At 56.9% G+C, this 16,268-nt stretch carries 17 protein-coding genes; 3 read left to right on the forward strand and 14 right to left on the reverse strand.

Annotated features, from left to right (window positions below; genetic code table 11):
• Positions 1-18 precede the first annotated feature (18 nt).
• From C0058_RS32430 to mnmG, 9 genes are all read right to left on the reverse strand, one after another.
• The gene (locus C0058_RS32430) at positions 19-555 is read right to left on the reverse strand and encodes a F0F1 ATP synthase subunit delta (RefSeq protein ID WP_003213551.1); all 537 of its coding nucleotides are present in this window, start codon (positions 553-555) and stop codon (positions 19-21) included.
• 12 nt (positions 556-567) lie between these two features.
• Positions 568-1,038, reverse strand: a complete 471-nt coding sequence (locus C0058_RS32435) for a F0F1 ATP synthase subunit B (protein WP_008439543.1) — start codon at positions 1,036-1,038, stop codon at positions 568-570.
• A 56-nt stretch (positions 1,039-1,094) separates the two neighbouring features.
• The gene (atpE, locus tag C0058_RS32440; RefSeq protein ID WP_002555987.1) at positions 1,095-1,352 is read right to left on the reverse strand and encodes a F0F1 ATP synthase subunit C; all 258 of its coding nucleotides are present in this window, start codon (positions 1,350-1,352) and stop codon (positions 1,095-1,097) included.
• Positions 1,353-1,485: 133 nt separating this feature from the next.
• Positions 1,486-2,355, reverse strand: a complete 870-nt coding sequence (gene atpB, locus C0058_RS32445) for a F0F1 ATP synthase subunit A (RefSeq protein ID WP_003213554.1) — start codon at positions 2,353-2,355, stop codon at positions 1,486-1,488.
• A 16-nt stretch (positions 2,356-2,371) separates the two neighbouring features.
• Complete coding sequence (locus tag C0058_RS32450; protein WP_003213556.1) at positions 2,372-2,779, reverse strand: F0F1 ATP synthase subunit I; 408 nt, start codon at positions 2,777-2,779, stop codon at positions 2,372-2,374.
• A gap of 148 nt (positions 2,780-2,927) precedes the next feature.
• On the reverse strand, positions 2,928-3,800 hold the full coding sequence (locus C0058_RS32455; RefSeq protein WP_003213558.1) for a ParB/RepB/Spo0J family partition protein: 873 nt from the start codon (positions 3,798-3,800) through the stop codon (positions 2,928-2,930).
• A 9-nt stretch (positions 3,801-3,809) separates the two neighbouring features.
• Positions 3,810-4,607, reverse strand: coding sequence for a ParA family protein (locus tag C0058_RS32460; RefSeq protein WP_003213559.1), 798 nt, complete (start codon positions 4,605-4,607; stop codon positions 3,810-3,812).
• Between the two features lie 18 nt (positions 4,608-4,625).
• Positions 4,626-5,270, reverse strand: coding sequence for a 16S rRNA (guanine(527)-N(7))-methyltransferase RsmG (gene rsmG, locus C0058_RS32465; protein ID WP_003213561.1), 645 nt, complete (start codon positions 5,268-5,270; stop codon positions 4,626-4,628).
• Complete coding sequence (gene mnmG, locus C0058_RS32470) at positions 5,267-7,159, reverse strand: tRNA uridine-5-carboxymethylaminomethyl(34) synthesis enzyme MnmG (RefSeq protein ID WP_087694608.1); 1,893 nt, start codon at positions 7,157-7,159, stop codon at positions 5,267-5,269. The genes rsmG and mnmG overlap by 4 nt, the downstream gene beginning before the upstream one ends.
• A gap of 586 nt (positions 7,160-7,745) precedes the next feature.
• Here mnmG and C0058_RS32475 point away from each other — a divergent pair.
• The 3 genes from C0058_RS32475 to C0058_RS32485 all read left to right on the forward strand — a co-directional run bounded on the left by C0058_RS32475 (position 7,746) and on the right by C0058_RS32485 (position 11,731).
• The gene (locus tag C0058_RS32475) at positions 7,746-8,252 is read left to right on the forward strand and encodes a sigma-70 family RNA polymerase sigma factor (RefSeq protein WP_008439546.1); all 507 of its coding nucleotides are present in this window, start codon (positions 7,746-7,748) and stop codon (positions 8,250-8,252) included.
• Positions 8,252-9,196 (forward strand): FecR domain-containing protein, encoded by a 945-nt coding sequence (locus tag C0058_RS32480; RefSeq protein ID WP_087694576.1) that lies wholly within the window; start codon positions 8,252-8,254, stop codon positions 9,194-9,196. Before C0058_RS32475 ends, C0058_RS32480 begins: the two co-directional genes overlap by 1 nt.
• Before the next feature lie 93 nt (positions 9,197-9,289).
• Positions 9,290-11,731, forward strand: coding sequence for a TonB-dependent siderophore receptor (locus tag C0058_RS32485; protein WP_102370204.1), 2,442 nt, complete (start codon positions 9,290-9,292; stop codon positions 11,729-11,731).
• A 22-nt stretch (positions 11,732-11,753) separates the two neighbouring features.
• Here C0058_RS32485 and mnmE read toward each other — a convergent pair whose 3' ends face one another.
• The 5 genes from mnmE to rpmH form a co-directional block, all read right to left on the reverse strand.
• A complete protein-coding gene (gene mnmE / locus C0058_RS32490; protein WP_008439550.1) occupies positions 11,754-13,124 on the reverse strand; it encodes a tRNA uridine-5-carboxymethylaminomethyl(34) synthesis GTPase MnmE in 1,371 nt (456 codons plus the stop codon).
• An 80-nt stretch (positions 13,125-13,204) separates the two neighbouring features.
• Positions 13,205-14,887, reverse strand: a complete 1,683-nt coding sequence (yidC, locus tag C0058_RS32495) for a membrane protein insertase YidC (protein WP_102370205.1) — start codon at positions 14,885-14,887, stop codon at positions 13,205-13,207.
• A 2-nt stretch (positions 14,888-14,889) separates the two neighbouring features.
• Positions 14,890-15,135 carry a membrane protein insertion efficiency factor YidD gene (yidD, locus tag C0058_RS32500; RefSeq protein ID WP_003213574.1) on the reverse strand — a complete coding sequence of 82 codons (246 nt, stop codon included), beginning with the start codon at positions 15,133-15,135 and terminating at the stop codon, positions 14,890-14,892.
• Complete coding sequence (gene rnpA / locus C0058_RS32505) at positions 15,128-15,532, reverse strand: ribonuclease P protein component (protein ID WP_010168490.1); 405 nt, start codon at positions 15,530-15,532, stop codon at positions 15,128-15,130. Before rnpA ends, yidD begins: the two co-directional genes overlap by 8 nt.
• 16 nt (positions 15,533-15,548) lie before the next feature.
• Positions 15,549-15,683: a 50S ribosomal protein L34 gene (gene rpmH, locus C0058_RS32510; protein WP_003213577.1), complete on the reverse strand. Its 135-nt coding sequence runs from the start codon at positions 15,681-15,683 to the stop codon at positions 15,549-15,551.
• Positions 15,684-16,268 lie beyond the last annotated feature (585 nt).

Consider the following 16,268-nt stretch of genomic DNA (forward strand, 5'->3'; position numbering starts at 1 on the left):
TCTGCTGCCCCTTCAAACTCAAGATTTCAATGCTTCGGCAAGATTCGCGAGTTTGCCGCGAATCGAGCCATCGATAACCAGGTCGCCGGCGCGAATGATGACACCACCAATCAGGGTGGCATCCTCCGCAACTTGCAGGCGCACTTCCCGGTCGAGTCGTGCACTGAGAACCTTGGCGAGTTTGTCTTGCTGTTCTTGGTTCAATGCAAAAGCACTGGTCACTTCAACATCTACCGATTTCTCTTGTTCGGCCTTGTACAGGTCAAACAGAGCGGCGATCTCCGGCAGAAGCGGGAGACGGTCGTTTTCGGCAACGACGTGGATGAAGTTCTGCACTTTTACATCAAACTTGTCGCCGCACACGTCAATAAACGTGGCGGCCTTGTCTGCGCTCGTCAGTCGCGGGGCCTTGAGCACGCGCTGCATGGTGTCGTCTTGCGACACTGCTGCAGCCAGGCCGAGCATGGCTGACCAAGAGGCCAGCTGCTGGTGGGCCTGGGCGTGCTCGAAGGCTGCCTTAGCGTAAGGTCGGGCCAACGTGGTCAATTCTGCCATGATCGCCCTCGCTTAAATTTCAGCAGCCAGTTTGTTTACCAGCTCCGCGTGCGCGTTTTGATCGATTGTGGCACCCAGGATCTTCTCAGCACCGCCGACGGCCAGAGCACCCAGTTGGGCACGCAGCGCATCTTTGACACCGTTCAGTTCCTGCTCGATCTCGGCTTGAGCCTGAACCTTCACACGGTCAGCGTCGATACGGGCTTTTTCAACAGCCTCTTCAACGATCTGGTTACCGCGTTTCTTGGCTTGCTCAATGATTTCAGCTGCCTGAGCTTTCGCTTCGCGCAGTTGTTGACCCGCTTTATCTTGGGCCAACTCCAGGTCGCGAGCTGCTCGTGCGGCAGCGTCCAGTCCGTCTGCGATCTTCTTCTGACGTTCGTGCAAAGCCGCGATGACCGGAGGCCATACGAACTTCATGCAGAAAACTACAAAAATCAAGAACGCTAAGGACTGACCAATAATGGTTGCATTAATGTTCACGCCAATACCTCGCTCGTTCGTTGCACAACACACCAATCACTCGAAAAAACGAGTGATTAACCGGCGAGTTGACCAACGAAGGGGTTCGCGAAGGTGAAGAACAGAGCGATACCAACACCGATCATGGTCACGGCGTCGAGCAGGCCGGCGACGATGAACATTTTAACTTGCAGCATTGGAACCATTTCTGGCTGACGCGCTGCGCCTTCCAGGAACTTGCCGCCCAGCAGGCCGAAACCAATGGCAGTACCCAGGGCGCCCAGGCCGATCAACAGTGCAACAGCGATAGCGGTTAGACCAACTACAGTTTCCATCTTTCCTCCCGACTTTTACGTCGTATGGTTTAGGTTTTTTAGATTTTAAAGCGGTAAAACAAATCGTTTCATAGCCCTTCAGGGCTACCCTCCCGTTTGACCGGGAGGGACATCAGACTAGTCGAGACTGGTCTTAATGGTTCTCTTCGTGCGCCATCGACAGGTAGACGATGGTCAGCATCATGAAGATAAACGCCTGCAGGGTGATGATCAGGATGTGGAACACAGCCCACGCCCACTGCAGAACAATGCCCAGGCCGCTAAGCCAGAGCAGACCACTGCCGAACATCACAGCGATCAGAATGAACACCAGCTCGCCGGCATACATGTTGCCGAACAGTCGCAGGGCCAGGGAAATCGGCTTGGCGACCAGGGTCACGAACTCCAGCAGGAAGTTCACCGGGATCAGCAGCGCTTGAACGAAGATGTTCTTGCTGCCGAACGGGTGCAGGGTCAGTTCGCCGATGAAGCCGCCGATGCCCTTGATCTTGATGCTGTAGAAAATGATCAACGCGAACACCGACAGGGCCATGCCCAGGGTGGCGTTAGGGTCCGTGGTCGAAACCGCACGGAATGGAATGTGGTGATCGCCGGAGATCAGGATGGCCAGCTGAGGAATCCAGTCGACCGGGATCAGGTCGACGGCGTTCATCAGGAACACCCAGACGAAGATGGTCAGTGCCAACGGTGCAATCACCGCGCTACGACCATGGAAGCTGTCCCGCACGCTGCCATCGACGAATTCGACCAATACTTCAACGAAGTTCTGCAAAGCACCTGGCTGACCGGAAGTCGCCTTCTTTGCCGCCATGCGGAAAATCAGGACGAAGATCAGACCCAATGCGACAGACCAGCCCAGAGTATCCAGGTGGAATGCCCAGAAGCCCATTTCTTTGGCTTCTGCTGCGGAGTGGGCAAAGCCCCAGCCGCCGTTGGGAAGCTGACCGAAGGTCAGGTTCTGCAAGTGGTGCTGGATATAGCCCGAAGCGGTTGTTTCTGCCATGGTTGCCTCAAACGCCCTAAGGTTTCGAAAGTCTTGTTTTCATTAGCAGGGGAGCGAACCAGCTGACCAGTTGGGTCAACACGAAGACGCCGAATACAGCCAGCGGCGCCAATGGCTTCACACCTGCAAAGGTCAGTGCAAACAGCACTGCCGTCAAAATCAATTTCCCCGCCTCGCCGGCATAAAAAGACCGGACGATAGCCTGGGCTGCTCGGGCGCCGGAAAACCGAAAGGCCCTGTGAGCAAAATACATATTGGGCAGCAAGGCTATCAGGCCTCCGCAGAGTCCCGAGTATCCGGCTACGACTCCATACCAATACCAGAGCGCCAAAGAGGCGATCAGTAAAATGACAAATTGAGCCACTAAAACCGGGAAAACGGCCAAGCGATGGAACGGCAACGTGTTTGGCGTGCGGGTTTCCATCACTCTTGCTCCTCAATGGTCGGCTGCCGGAAATCAATAACTTGGCATAATTTGTGCCGACAAAATGCGCGCAGAGTATAGGGGCGGTTCTGCCCCTATTCAACTGCCGGGTAGTGATTTCCGACTGCGCGCTACAGAAGCAATTGTTTCAGCGGATGTGGGCAAGGACGCCCTGAAGCTCATCCAATGAGTTATATCCGATGACCAATTGCCCTTTGCCTTTCTTGCCATGACGAATTTGCACCGCAGAGCCTAGGCGTTCGGCCAGGCGCTGCTCCAGGCGTGCAATATCCGGATCAGGTTTGGCGGTTTCGACCGGTGCAGGTTTGCCACTGAGCCACTGGCGAACCAGGGCCTCGGTCTGACGAACGGTGAGGCCTCGTGCGACAACGTGTCGCGCCCCCTCAACCTGTTGATTTTCCGGCAAACCGAGCAAAGCACGGGCATGACCCATTTCCAGGTCGCCATGGGAAAGCATGGTTTTGATGACTTCTGGCAGCGCGATCAGGCGCAACAGGTTGGACACGGTAACCCGGGACTTGCCCACCGCATCCGCGACTTCCTGCTGAGTCAGTTTGAATTCCTGCTGCAAACGCTGCAGGGCGATCGCTTCCTCGATCGGATTGAGGTCTTCACGCTGGATGTTCTCGATCAACGCCATGGCGATGGCGGTTTCATCCGGCACATCGCGCACCATTGCCGGAATGGTTTCCTTGCCGGCCTGCTGGCTGGCGCGCCAGCGGCGCTCGCCGGCGATGATTTCAAAGCGGCCTGCACCAATCGGGCGCACCACGATCGGCTGCATCACGCCCTGGGCCTTGATCGAATTCGCCAATTCCTCCAGCGCCTGCGGGTCCATGTCCCGGCGCGGCTGGTATTTGCCGCGCTGGATCAGGTCCAGCGGCAGGTGCTGCAGCTCGCGCTCGTCGGCCTGCACTGCCTGTTCTTCAAGGGTCGTGACAGTCGGACCACTCAGCAGTGCATCCAGTCCACGTCCGAGACCTCGTTTCTTGACGGCCATGGGGATTCCTTAAGTTGGCTGGGCTGCAGCGGTGCGTGAATTGCGGCGTTGACGGCGAACCATCTCGCCGGCCAGCGCCAGATAGGCAATGGCGCCGCGGGAAGACTTGTCGTACGCCAGCGCGGGCATGCCATAGCTTGGCGCTTCGGCCAGGCGGATGTTGCGTGGAATCACGGTGTCGTAGAGCTGATCGCCGAAGTGTTCCTTGAGCTGTGCCGACACATCGTTCATCAGGCTCAGGCGCGGGTCATACATGGTCCGCAGCAGGCCTTCGATTTGCAGGTTCGGGTTGAGCAACTCGGCGATACGCTTGATGTTATCCACAAGGTCGCTCAAGCCTTCGAGCGCGAAGTACTCGCACTGCATGGGGATAATCACCCCGTCGGCCGCAACCAGTGCGTTCAACGTCAGCATCGACAGCGACGGCGGGCAGTCGATCAAAATGTAGTCGTAATTCTCGCGGATCGGCGCCAGGGCGCTGCGCAGACGGCTTTCTTTCATCTGCATTTCCAGCAGCACCACTTCCGCCGCGGTCAAATCGCGGTTGGCCGGCAGCAGTTGATAACCGCCGTGCTCGGAGAAGTGCATGGCCTGGGCCAGATCGCACTCGCCAATCAGCAAGTCGTAGACCGAGTTTTCCAGGCCGTGTTTATCCACACCGCTACCCATGGTGGCGTTGCCCTGTGGATCGAGATCGATCAACAGCACCCGACGCTTGGTAGCGACCAGGGATGCTGCGAGGTTGATGCAGGTGGTGGTTTTGCCCACGCCACCTTTCTGGTTCGCTATCGCGAATACCTTAGCCATTCTTGCTTGTGTTCCCAATCATGCCGTGCGGCGCAGTATCAGCAGATGGCGTTGGCCTTGGCAACCGGGTACGGCCAAGGCGTGTTCGCTATCGAGGTGGAAGTCTGCCGGCAATGCTAACAGCTCGTCGCTTGGATGAACGCCCTTCATTGCCAGCCAACGGGTATCGCGGTCGCCGAGGTGGCGGGTCCAGTTGCTGAAGTTCTCCATGCTGCTGAAAGCCCGGGAAACAATTCCGTTGAAAGGCTGTTCAGGCGTAAAGGCTTCGACGCGACTGTGGATAACTTGCAGGTTATCCAGCTTGAGTTCGAGTTTGACCTGGGTCAGGAAGCGGGTTTTCTTGCCGTTGCTGTCCAGGCAGGTCACTTGCGACTCCGGAAACAGGATCGCCAGCGGGATGCCGGGCATGCCGCCGCCGCTGCCAACGTCGAGCCAGCGGCCGTTTTCGATAAACGGCATCACGCTGAGACTGTCGAGCAGATGGCGGGAGACCATTTCGTCCGGGTCACGCACCGCAGTGAGGTTGTAAGCCTTGTTCCATTTGATCAACAGGGCCAGATAACCCAGCAGCAACTCGTGCTGGGCTTCGGTCAGGTTGACGCCAAGCTGGCGAGCACCTGTGGATAACTCTTCGGCGTGTTGCGAGGTGACCAACGAACTCAAGCGCTTTGCTCCAACTGACGGCCCGCGCCGCGTTTTTTCAAATGAATCATCAACAGCGAAATGGCTGCCGGCGTGACGCCCGGAATACGGGACGCCTGGCCCAGGGTCTCCGGTCGAGTTATCCCAAGCTTGCCTTGGATCTCTTTCGACAGCCCGGAAATGTTTGTGTAATCGATATCCACAGGCAGCTTGGTGTCTTCGCTGGCCCGCAGACGAGCGATCTCATCCTGCTGACGGTCAATGTAACCGGCGTATTTGGTCTTGATTTCGACCTGCTCGGCAACCTGTGGATCTTCTGCGCCAGCGCCGGTGACCGAGATCAGACCAGCGTAGTCGATTTCCGGACGGGACAGCAGGTTCAGCAAGTTGTATTCGTGAGTCAGCGGCGTGCCGAATTTTTCGGCAATCGCGTCGCCTTGCTCGGTGCCCGGGCGAACCCAAGTACTTTTCAGGCGTTGCTCTTCCAACTCGATACTTTCGCGTTTTTTGCAGAAGGCCGCCCAACGCACGTCGTCGACCAGGCCCAATTCGCGACCTTTTTCGGTCAAGCGCAGGTCGGCGTTGTCTTCCCGCAGGATCAGGCGGTATTCGGCCCGGGACGTAAACATCCGGTACGGTTCCTGGGTTCCGAGGGTGATCAGGTCGTCGACCAACACACCGATGTACGCCTCATCGCGACGCGGGCACCAGCTGTCTTTGCCCTGTGCACGCAGTGCCGCGTTGGTTCCGGCCAGCAAACCCTGGGCGCCGGCTTCTTCGTAACCGGTGGTGCCGTTGATTTGCCCTGCAAAGAACAAACCGCCGATGACCTTGGTTTCCAGGCTGTATTTCAGGTCACGCGGGTCGAAGTAGTCGTACTCGATGGCGTAGCCAGGACGCACGATGTGCGCATTTTCCATACCGCGAATCGACTGCACGATCTGGATTTGCACGTCGAACGGCAAGGAAGTTGAAATCCCGTTCGGGTACAGCTCGTGGGTAGTCAGACCTTCCGGTTCGATAAAAACCTGGTGGCTTTCCTTGTCGGCAAAGCGGTGGATCTTGTCTTCGATCGACGGGCAGTAGCGCGGGCCAATACCTTCGATCACCCCGGAATACATCGGCGAACGGTCGAGGTTCGCAGCAATGATTTCGTGGGTGCGAGCGTTGGTATGGGTAATCCAGCAACTGACCTGCTTCGGATGCTGTTCCTTGGAGCCCATGAACGACATCACCGGAATCGGTGTATCGCCGGCTTGCTCGGTCATCACCGAGAAATCCACAGACCGGCCATCAATTCGCGGCGGCGTGCCGGTTTTCAGGCGACCAACACGCAGTGGCAGTTCGCGAAGGCGCTGAGCCAGGGCAATTGACGGTGGATCACCGGCGCGGCCACCGGAATAGTTCTGCATACCGATGTGGATAAGTCCGCCGAGGAAGGTACCGGTGGTCAACACCACGGATTCTGCGAAGAAACGCAGGCCCATTTGCGTGACGACACCGCGTACCTGGTCTTGTTCGACGATCAGGTCATCGGCTGCCTGTTGAAATATCCACAGGTTCGGCTGGTTTTCCAGGGTTTCGCGGACAGCGGCCTTGTACAGGATGCGGTCGGCTTGAGCACGTGTGGCTCGTACGGCCGGGCCTTTGCGACTGTTCAGTACGCGAAATTGAATACCACCTTTGTCGGTAGCCATGGCCATCGCGCCGCCCAGGGCATCGATTTCCTTGACCAGATGGCTTTTGCCAATCCCGCCAATCGCGGGGTTGCAGCTCATGGCGCCGAGGGTTTCCACGTTATGCGTCAGCAACAGGGTTTTTGCCCCCATGCGTGCTGACGCCAGTGCTGCCTCGGTACCGGCATGACCGCCGCCGATGACGATCACTTCAAAACGGGAAGGGAAATCCACCACGCACCTCGTGCCTGCTTCTGTAGGTAATTAGGAATGAGCGTTCGAGATCAGGTTTTCGAACGAGTCGGCAAGTATAGGGACTTCGCCCTTCCTAAAGAACCCTTTGCACAAAATTTAACCAGCTGTGGATGAATCACGAACAATAGAAATTAAAAGAGAGAAATTTATTAAATCTTTGTTTTTATGTTTATTTCTACTGAGGCATGTTTCTGTGGATAGATCTCTACAGGCCTTTATTTACGATATGTACAGAGATTCTAAAGTCTGTGGTTAGGTGCCAATGAGGCCCTTGGATAAGTGCTTTAAGCCTGTGGATTAAACGGGTGGTTATCCACAGAGGGGTTTTTACTCAGGTTTCAAGCCTAGTTATCAACCGGGCACAGAGGCGGTTATTCACAGGGCTTAATCCACAGAAAATATGGATCCCGATAAGTTTCAGGCAGGCAGATGCCTCCGAAAATCCTCGGTCAGGCAGGAAACAGTTCATTTGCATTTGTGAAACGGGTTGATGGAACGCCTATTGTGAGAAAGCGTCACGGCAGTTAATAATAGTTATTATCATTAACCTGCCTCGTCACCTCTCATGGCCCTTCCCTCGCATACCGTTGCAGTCCAGCACATCTATGAGCAGCACCATTCGTGGTTGCACAGCTGGCTCAAGGGAAAGTTGCATAACGCCTGCGATGCAGCTGACGTGGCACACGATACGTTCGTGCGGATCCTGGGGGGCCGCAATGCGACGCAGATCCTCGAGCCCAGGGACTATCTGGCCACAGTTGCCCGGGGACTGGTGATTGACCGCTATCGTCGCCGCGCCATTGAGCAGGCCTATCTGCAAACCCTGGCAGACCGGCCCGAAGCGATCGCAATCAGTGAAGAAGACAAGGCCATCATCATTGAAACCCTCGTTGCTGTGGATAAAGCCTTGTGTGGGCTGGGGGAGCGGGCCAGGCGAATTTTCATGCTGTCCCAGGTCGAAGGCCTGACTTATCAACAGATCGCCGATCAGTTGCGTGTCTCGCTGACCACCGTCAAGAAACATATGGTTCGGGCCCTGACTGAATGCGCCTTGATCATGGCGGGCATGTAATGGCTGCCCCGGATCGCAAGACGTTCGAAGCCGCCGCCAGTTGGTACGTGCAATTTCAATCGCAGCCACCGACACCCGCGCAACAAAGTGCCTGGCAGCAATGGCTCAACGGCGATCCCTCCCATCAGGCGGCCTGGAACCAGATGGAGCAGTTGCAACGTGGCCTCGGTGCGCTACCCAAGGACTTCACCCGTCGTGCGCTCTCGGCCAGTCAACAACGGCGGCAAGTGCTCAAGCTGATGCTGATGCTCGGTGCCGCCGGGTACTTGGGGTGGAACGTTCAACAACACACATCCCTGGGCAACCTCTGGGCTGACTATCGGACCAAGGTCGGCGAACGACGGCGAATCGGGTTGGCCGACGGCACTCAAATTGACCTCAATACGAACACGGCTATCGACGTACTTTTCGATGGGCAGCAGCGACTGGTCCGTTTGCGTGAGGGGGAAGTACTTATCCACACCGGAAAGTCGGGCCGGCAGACACCGTTTTATGTCGAAACCCATGAGGGTCGTGTTCAAGCCTTGGGTACGCGGTTCACTGTTCGCCAACTGCAAGGGTCGACGCGGGTTGGTGTGCTGGAAGACCGGGTCAGCGTGCAACCCGTCGACCAGCCGGCCCATAGCCGAGTGCTCGGACCTGGTGAAAGTGTCGACTTCGGCACGCAAGACGTAGGCCCCAGCCATATCTATCGCGGGAACCAAGCCGCATGGGTCGACGGCCAACTGATCGTTCTGGATGCGCGACTGGGGGATGTCATCGACGAACTGGCGCGCTATCGGCCGGGCGTTATGCAGTGCGATGCCGCATCAGCGCGGCTGCGGGTGTCCGGCACTTTCCGTCTGGATTCCACCGACGCCGTATTGGCCAACCTGCAGGTCACGCTGCCGATCCACGTGAAGTATTTCACGCGCTATTGGGTCTCCGTAACGCTTACAGCTTGATACTGAAAAAATACTCTCAACGGGGGTTATCTTTTTTTTACCTGGCGCGGCCCTACAGGTAATCACGATGCTACCTTCAGGGCTTACTCACACATGCGCCTTCCTACAAAACTTCGCCAGCGTCTCTCCCATCACGGCATCACGTATGGCTTGCTGCTGGCCACGGCCGCGACTGCCAGCACCTTGCTATGCACTCGGGCCATTGCTGCCAGCCCAGTGCAACATTACGTGATCGCCTCCGGGCCACTCGACAATGCCTTGAGCCAATTCGCGTCGAAGGCCAATGTGATTCTGTCATTCTCGCCGCAGCAGACGGCGCGCCTGCAAAGTCCTGGGCTGGAGGGTGACTACTCGGTGGAGCAAGGGTTTGCGTTATTGCTGCAAAACTCGGGATTGCAGGCGGCGGTTCAAGGCCCCGGCAGCTACGCGCTGCAGCCGGCTGCGAGCGGGGAACAGCTCATGCTGGCCCCCACTACTGTCAGCACGTATCAACAGACTGGGTTCAATCAGGAAATTGCCGGGGACGTAGGTTACAAAGCGCAAAACAGCCGAATCGGTACCAAGACCAGCACACCATTGTCGGAAACCCCGCGCTCGGTGTCGGTGGTGACCGGCCAGCGCATCAAGGATCAAAAATCCCAGACGCTCACAGAAGTGCTGGGCTATGTGCCGGGAATCTTTGCCCCTCCCTTCGCTGCGGGCGACGGGCTGGCCGGTGACTTGTTCTTCATTCGCGGTTTCAACGCTACGGATTATGGCTACGGCCTGCTGCGCGATGGCTTGCGAGTCCAAGGCAACCGGTATGACACCACCAGCGAACCTTATGGCCTGGAACGGGTGGAGATATTCCGTGGCCCTTCTTCCCTGCTCTACGGCGAAAACGCACCCGGTGGCCTGGTCAACCTGGTGAGTAAACACCCGACAGCTACACCACAAGGCGAAGTTCAGCTGACCTACGGTTCTAATAACCGGCGCCAGGTGGGTGTGGATATCTCCGGTCCCTTGGACGACAGCGGCAATATCCTTGGACGGGTGGTGATGCTCGGCAGGAAGTCCGACACCCAGACCGATCACGTTCCCGATGACCGTCTGTATATCGCACCGTCCCTGACCCTCAATTTCGACGACTACAACACCCTGACGCTGCTGGCCAACTACCAGAAAGACCACACTAATCTTGAACTTGGCCTACCTGCAGCAGGCACGTTACTGACCAACCCCAACGGAAAGCTCTCCAAGCACACCATGCTCGGTGACCCGGATTGGAACACCTTCGAACGGGAAACCTGGAGCACCGGCTACGAGTTCAGCCACAGCTTCAACGATGACTGGCAGTTTCGGCAGAACTCGCGCTACATGCAGTCGCGAATCACCCGCCATGAAACCTGGCCAGGCAACCTGAATAATGCGGGGTTCGGCACACAGCTGAACATGAATGCCTACGACCGCTACAACAAATCGATGGTCTACTCGCTGGATAACCAGTTGGAAGGCAAATTCCAGGTAGGCGGGCTGGAAAATACCGTGCTGTTCGGTGCCAGCTATGACCGTACCTCGTTCAGCCAGGATTGGAATGCCGGATTTGCAGGCACGATCAATGTGTATAACCCGGTGTACCTGAGGGATCCATTGACGCCTCTCGCGGTGCAAAACACGTTGCTCGAACAGCAGATGAAAGGTGTTTATGCACAGCTTCAGAGCAAGTATGACCACTGGTTATTCTTGCTCGGCGGGCGGCAGGACTGGGTCGACAGTGATTTTCGCGACAAGGTGGCCAAGGCCGGCAACATCAGCTCTGAAGACCGCAAGTTCACCTATCAGGGCGGGATCATGTACCAGTTCGACAATGGCCTGACGCCATATGTCAGCTACTCGACCGCGTTCGTTCCGGTACAGCAGATCTCCAATGCCGGCACACCGCTGGACCCGATCACCAGCAGTCAATACGAAGTAGGCCTCAAGTACGAGCCGATCGGCTGGGACACGGCGATGACGTTGTCGGTCTATGACTTGCGCAAGCAGGACGACACGTACCTCGACGCCACGACCAATACCTACCGCCAGGTCGGCGAAAGCCGGGCCAAGGGTGTGGAAGTGGAGGTCAACAGCAACCTCACACCTAATTTGAACGTGACTGCGGCCTACACGTACACCGATGCTCGGATTACCAAGGATTCGGCAACGTCGCTCGTGGAAGGTCACCAGATGACCGGTGTTCCGCGTAATCAGGCTTCGGTCTGGGGCAAATACCGCTTTCTTGATGGCCAGCTCAAGGGCTTGTCCGTCGGTGGCGGCGTGCGCTACTTCGACAGCACTTTCGCTTACACCGCGCCTTCTCTTTACGGGAAGCTGGATGCTGGAAGCGTGACGTTGGTGGATGCCGCCATTGGTTACCAGATTGACCAGCACTGGTCGGTAGACGTGAACGCGAAGAACCTGTTCGACAAGGAGTATGTGTCCGGCTGCAACGATGCGGGCCGCTGCTACTGGGGTGAAAGCCGGACGCTACTCGGAACAGTTTCCTACAACTGGTAACCAGCCAGCTGTGGATAACCGCCTATTTCCCGATACAGAAGCTTGAAAAGATCCGCCCCAACAAATCATCGGAGCTGAATGCGCCGGTGATCTCCCCCAACAGCTGCTGCGCCTGGCGTAAATCTTCAGCCAGCAGCTCACCGGCTCCTGCCAGCGTCAGTTGCGCACGGCCATGCTCGAGGGCGGCGCTGGCATGCCGCAGTGCCTCCAGGTGCCTGCGACGAGCGCTGAAGCTGCTTTCCGAAGTCTGCTCGTAGCCCATGCACGCTTTCAGATGATCGCGCAGCAGTTCCAGCCCTTCTCCTGCAGCCTTGGCACTCAAGCTGATTGTCACGTGGCCATCTTCACTGACTTCCAGGGCAATTGCCTCACCCGTCAGGTCAGCCTTGTTGCGAATCAGCGTGACCTTGGCCGGGTCCGGCCGTTGTTCGAGGAATTCCGGCCACAGTGCGAACGGGTCTGCAGCCTCTGGCGCGGTGGCATCCACCACCAGCAACACGCGGTCAGCTTCCGTGATGGCCTTCAACGCGCGTTCCACCCCGATCTTTTCCACCTGGTCATCGGTGTCACGCAGTCCAGCGGTGTCCACCACATGCAGGGGCATGCCATCGATGTGGATATGTTCGCGCAGGATATCCCGCGTGGTGCCGGCGATCTCGGTGACGATCGCGGCCTCTCGCCCGGCCAGGGCATTGAGCAGGCTCGACTTGCCGGCGTTGGGACGGCCGGCAATCACCACGGTCATACCGTCGCGCAGCAAGGCACCTTGCCCGGCTTCGCGCAGCACTGTGGATAACTCGTCGCGAACCTTATCCAGCATCGCCAGGACATGGCCATCGGCAAGGAAGTCGATTTCTTCCTCCGGGAAATCAATCGCGGCCTCCACGTAGATGCGCAAGCTGATCAATTGCTCGGTGAGGTTATGCACACGCAGGGAAAACGCGCCCTGCAACGAGCGCAACGCATTGCGCGCAGCTTGTGCAGAGCTGGCTTCGATCAGGTCGGCAATCGCCTCGGCCTGGGCCAGGTCGAGTTTGTCGTTGAGAAACGCGCGTTCGCTGAATTCACCCGGACGTGCCAGGCGGCAACCCAACTGCAGGCAACGCTGCAGCAGCATGTCCAGAACGATCGGGCCGCCGTGGCCTTGCAGCTCCAGGACGTCTTCGCCGGTAAAGGAGTTCGGCCCCGGGAAATAAAGGGCGATACCTTCATCCAGCACTTCTTCATCAGCACCTAAAAACGGCCCGTAATGCGCATACCTCGGCTTCAGTTCCCGCCCACTGATGGCCTGGGCCGCCACGCCGGCGAGCGGCCCGGAAATACGAACGATACCGACACCACCACGACCTTGAGCGGTGGCGACAGCGGCGATGGTTTCACGAGGAGCGCTCATGGCGGGTACCCGGATAAAAGTGACAGAAAGCAAAACGCCCCACTAGGGGGCGTCTTGAGTGGTGTTATCCACAGAGTAAATTACGCCTCGGCTTTTTTGGTAGCCGCTTCGATTTTACGTGTGATGTACCACTGTTGGGAGATCGACAGGCAGTTGTTGACCACCCAGTACAGCACCAGACCAGCCGGGAACCACAGGAAGAAGAAGGTGAAGATGATTGGCATCATTTTCATTACCTTGGCCTGCATCGGGTCCGGCGGAGTCGGGTTCAGACGCTGCTGGATGAACATGGTCGCGCCCATGATGATCGGCAGGATAAAGAACGGGTCCTTGATCGACAGGTCAGTTATCCACAGCATGAAAGGAGCCTGGCGCATTTCCACGCTTTCCAGGAGCACCCAGTACAGCGACAGGAATACCGGCATCTGCACCAGAATCGGCAAGCATCCACCCAGCGGGTTGATCTTCTCTTTCTTGTACAGCTCCATCATGGCCTGGGACATTTTCTGCCGGTCATCGCCATGTTGTTCTTTCAGCGCAGCCAGTTTCGGGGCCACGGCACGCATACGCGCCATCGACTTGTAGCTGGCGGCCGACAGTGGGAAGAAGATCCCCTTGATCAGCATGGTCAGCAGGATAATCGAGAAGCCCCAGTTACCCACAATGCTGTGGATATGTTGCAGCAGCCAGAAAATCGGCTGGGCAATGAACCACAGAATGCCGTAATCCACAGTCAGTTCCAGACCTGGGGATAACTCTTTGAGGACTGCCTGGCTCTTCGGACCGGCGTACAACGTGGCGCTGGCTTCAGCCTTGGCACCCGGCGCGACGGTCAACGTCGGGCCAGTAAAGCCAATGATGTAGTTGCCTTGGCTGTCTTTGCGGGTTTGAACCAGGTTGGCATCACCTTTGTTCGGGATCCATGCGGTCACGAAGTAGTGTTGCAACCAGGCAACCCAGCCACCTTGAACGGTTTCTTTCAGCGCGCCCTTGTCGATATCTTTCATCGACACTTTTTTGTACGGCTCGCTACTTGTCCACAGGGCTGCGCCCAGGTAAGTCGCGGTGCCGGTGGCGGTGCTGGAAGAAGGATCGGCGCTGTTGTCACGCTTGAGCTGGGCAAACAGGTTGCCCGTCCACGGCTTCGCGCTTTCGTTGCCGATCAGGTAAGTGACTTTCAGATCGTACAAACCGCGGGTGAAGCTGAAACGCTTGATGTAGTTGACGCCGTCGTGACTGAATTTCAGGTCGACGTTCAACTGGTTCTGGCCATCGGCCAGTTGATAAGTCTTCTGTTCGGTCGAATAAACCGGACGACCGGTAGCACGAGCATCCGGACCGTCAGTACCGGTCAGGCCACTTTGCGCCAGATATACACGTTCGCCACCGTTATCGAACAGTTGGAACGGAACATCCGGATGGTCTTGGCGACGTGGATACAGCGGCAGCTTCAGCTGGGCGATATCACCACCCTGTGGGTCGATTGCCAGGTCCAGTACATCCGTTTTTACATGGATGAGGTCTTTATTGGTGACGACCGGGGTTTCTACCGGGGTACTGGTATCGGCATTCGCGCTGGGTACATCGGCACTGGCGGCAGCATTGTTACCCAGTGGCGTATCCGGAATAGCCGGCGCCGACTGATTGGTAGCAACATTCTGAGTCGGCAGGGCAGCTTGGCCATAATCCTGGTTCCACTTAAGAACCATAGAGTAGGACACGATTGCCAGGGCGACGATCAGGATCGTGCGTTTAATATCCATGATTACTCGGCCATCGAAGAAGAACGGGAGGTAGGGATAGGCGGAACCGGGTCATAACCACCGGGATTCCACGGATGACAGCGACCTAAACGACGAAAGGTCAGCCAGCCACCGCGCAGAAGGCCATGATTTTCTATGGCTTCCAACGCGTAGCAGGAACAACTGGGGTAGAAACGACAGTGGTTTGCCATCAGGGGACTAATGGCATAGCGGTAAAACTGGATCGGAACGAGGGCCAGTTTACGCATCAGTACTGTCTACCCCTACAGTTTCGGTGCTGACAGCTGGTGCTGGCTTGTTGGTACGAGCCAAACGTTTCCAGAGCTTGCCGAAATGCTGAATCAATTCGGGGTTTTCTACGTCCCCCAAGCCTTTGCGCGCGACGATAACAATATCCCAACCAACCAGAGTCTCCTGGTGGAGGCGAAACGATTCGCGCATCAGACGCTTGAGGCGATTGCGCTCAACGGAGAGCTTTACGCTCTTCTTGCCGATCACCAACCCGAGACGGGGGTGATCCAGATCGTTGTTACGCGCAAGGAGCAGGAGATTTTTCCCCGGAACCTTGCCGGTGGGGGAGTCAAAGACTGCCTTGAAATGCCGGGGGGTTAGCAGACGCTTTTCCCGACTGAAGTCCTGACTCACCACCAGTACCGGATTATCAAACTGCCAGACGCGCACGACCTTTGGCGCGGCGACGCGACAGGACAGCACGGCCGTTCTTGGTGGCCATGCGAGCACGGAAGCCGTGAGTACGGGCGCGTTTGATGGTGCTTGGTTGGAAAGTACGTTTCATGGCGTGTTACCTGGTTCGTCCACAACGGGCCGGAATGGCCCCCGTTTTAAGAGACCGGCGATTCTAGAGAAAGCAAGCCTCTAGGTCAATTTCCAACCAGCTTTTCCTTTAATTAGATATCTGGAGGCCTGCGGACCGAATCCGGGCGATTCGCCTTTCACGAGCAATGCCATAGATATAAAAATAAAGAAGGAAGTTATTTAAAGCTTTTCTGTAAAGCTTATAAAAGCTAGGCACCCCATCTTCTGTGGATAACTGCCTTGAGGCCATATTCTACGGGCTGTACAGAGAATGACAACACGGGGGAGAAACGGTGCTCTGCCTGTGCTGCGCTATCGGATAAGCTGTGTGTGGAATGGCTAGTTATCCACAGGCCAGTTACCCACAGACTTTCGACCCCACTTGTACAACGAGCTTACGGGCGCTTATCCACAGAGCTTATGCACAGACCATTTGTCGCCTTTTTTACGGTTAAGGCATTGATTCTTGGCGCCCTGTGAGCAACCTACATGTGGATAAGTGGGCGGCTGGCCGCTACAATGGCGGCTGTTTTTGCCTCACCGGCTTTCAACTTAGGGGATATCC

Source organism: Pseudomonas sp. NC02, assembly GCF_002874965.1.
Lineage (GTDB): Bacteria > Pseudomonadota > Gammaproteobacteria > Pseudomonadales > Pseudomonadaceae > Aquipseudomonas.

Bases quoted from the DNA above. Each gene is read 5' to 3' on its own strand.
- C0058_RS32430 (WP_003213551.1), bottom strand. From the start codon at position 555: ATGGCAGAATTGACCACGTTGGCCCGACCTTACGCTAAGGCAGCCTTC.
- atpE (WP_002555987.1), bottom strand. From the start codon at position 1,352: ATGGAAACTGTAGTTGGTCTAACCGCTATCGCTGTTGCACTGTTGATC.
- atpB (WP_003213554.1), bottom strand. From the start codon at position 2,355: ATGGCAGAAACAACCGCTTCGGGCTATATCCAGCACCACTTGCAGAAC.
- C0058_RS32450 (WP_003213556.1), bottom strand. From the start codon at position 2,779: ATGGAAACCCGCACGCCAAACACGTTGCCGTTCCATCGCTTGGCCGTT.
- C0058_RS32455 (WP_003213558.1), bottom strand. From the start codon at position 3,800: ATGGCCGTCAAGAAACGAGGTCTCGGACGTGGACTGGATGCACTGCTG.
- C0058_RS32460 (WP_003213559.1), bottom strand. From the start codon at position 4,607: ATGGCTAAGGTATTCGCGATAGCGAACCAGAAAGGTGGCGTGGGCAAA.
- C0058_RS32475 (WP_008439546.1), top strand. From the start codon at position 7,746: ATGGCCCTTCCCTCGCATACCGTTGCAGTCCAGCACATCTATGAGCAG.
- C0058_RS32480 (WP_087694576.1), top strand. From the start codon at position 8,252: ATGGCTGCCCCGGATCGCAAGACGTTCGAAGCCGCCGCCAGTTGGTAC.
- C0058_RS32485 (WP_102370204.1), top strand. From the start codon at position 9,290: ATGCGCCTTCCTACAAAACTTCGCCAGCGTCTCTCCCATCACGGCATC.
- mnmE (WP_008439550.1), bottom strand. From the start codon at position 13,124: ATGAGCGCTCCTCGTGAAACCATCGCCGCTGTCGCCACCGCTCAAGGT.
- yidC (WP_102370205.1), bottom strand. From the start codon at position 14,887: ATGGATATTAAACGCACGATCCTGATCGTCGCCCTGGCAATCGTGTCC.
- yidD (WP_003213574.1), bottom strand. From the start codon at position 15,135: ATGCGTAAACTGGCCCTCGTTCCGATCCAGTTTTACCGCTATGCCATT.
- rpmH (WP_003213577.1), bottom strand. From the start codon at position 15,683: ATGAAACGTACTTTCCAACCAAGCACCATCAAACGCGCCCGTACTCAC.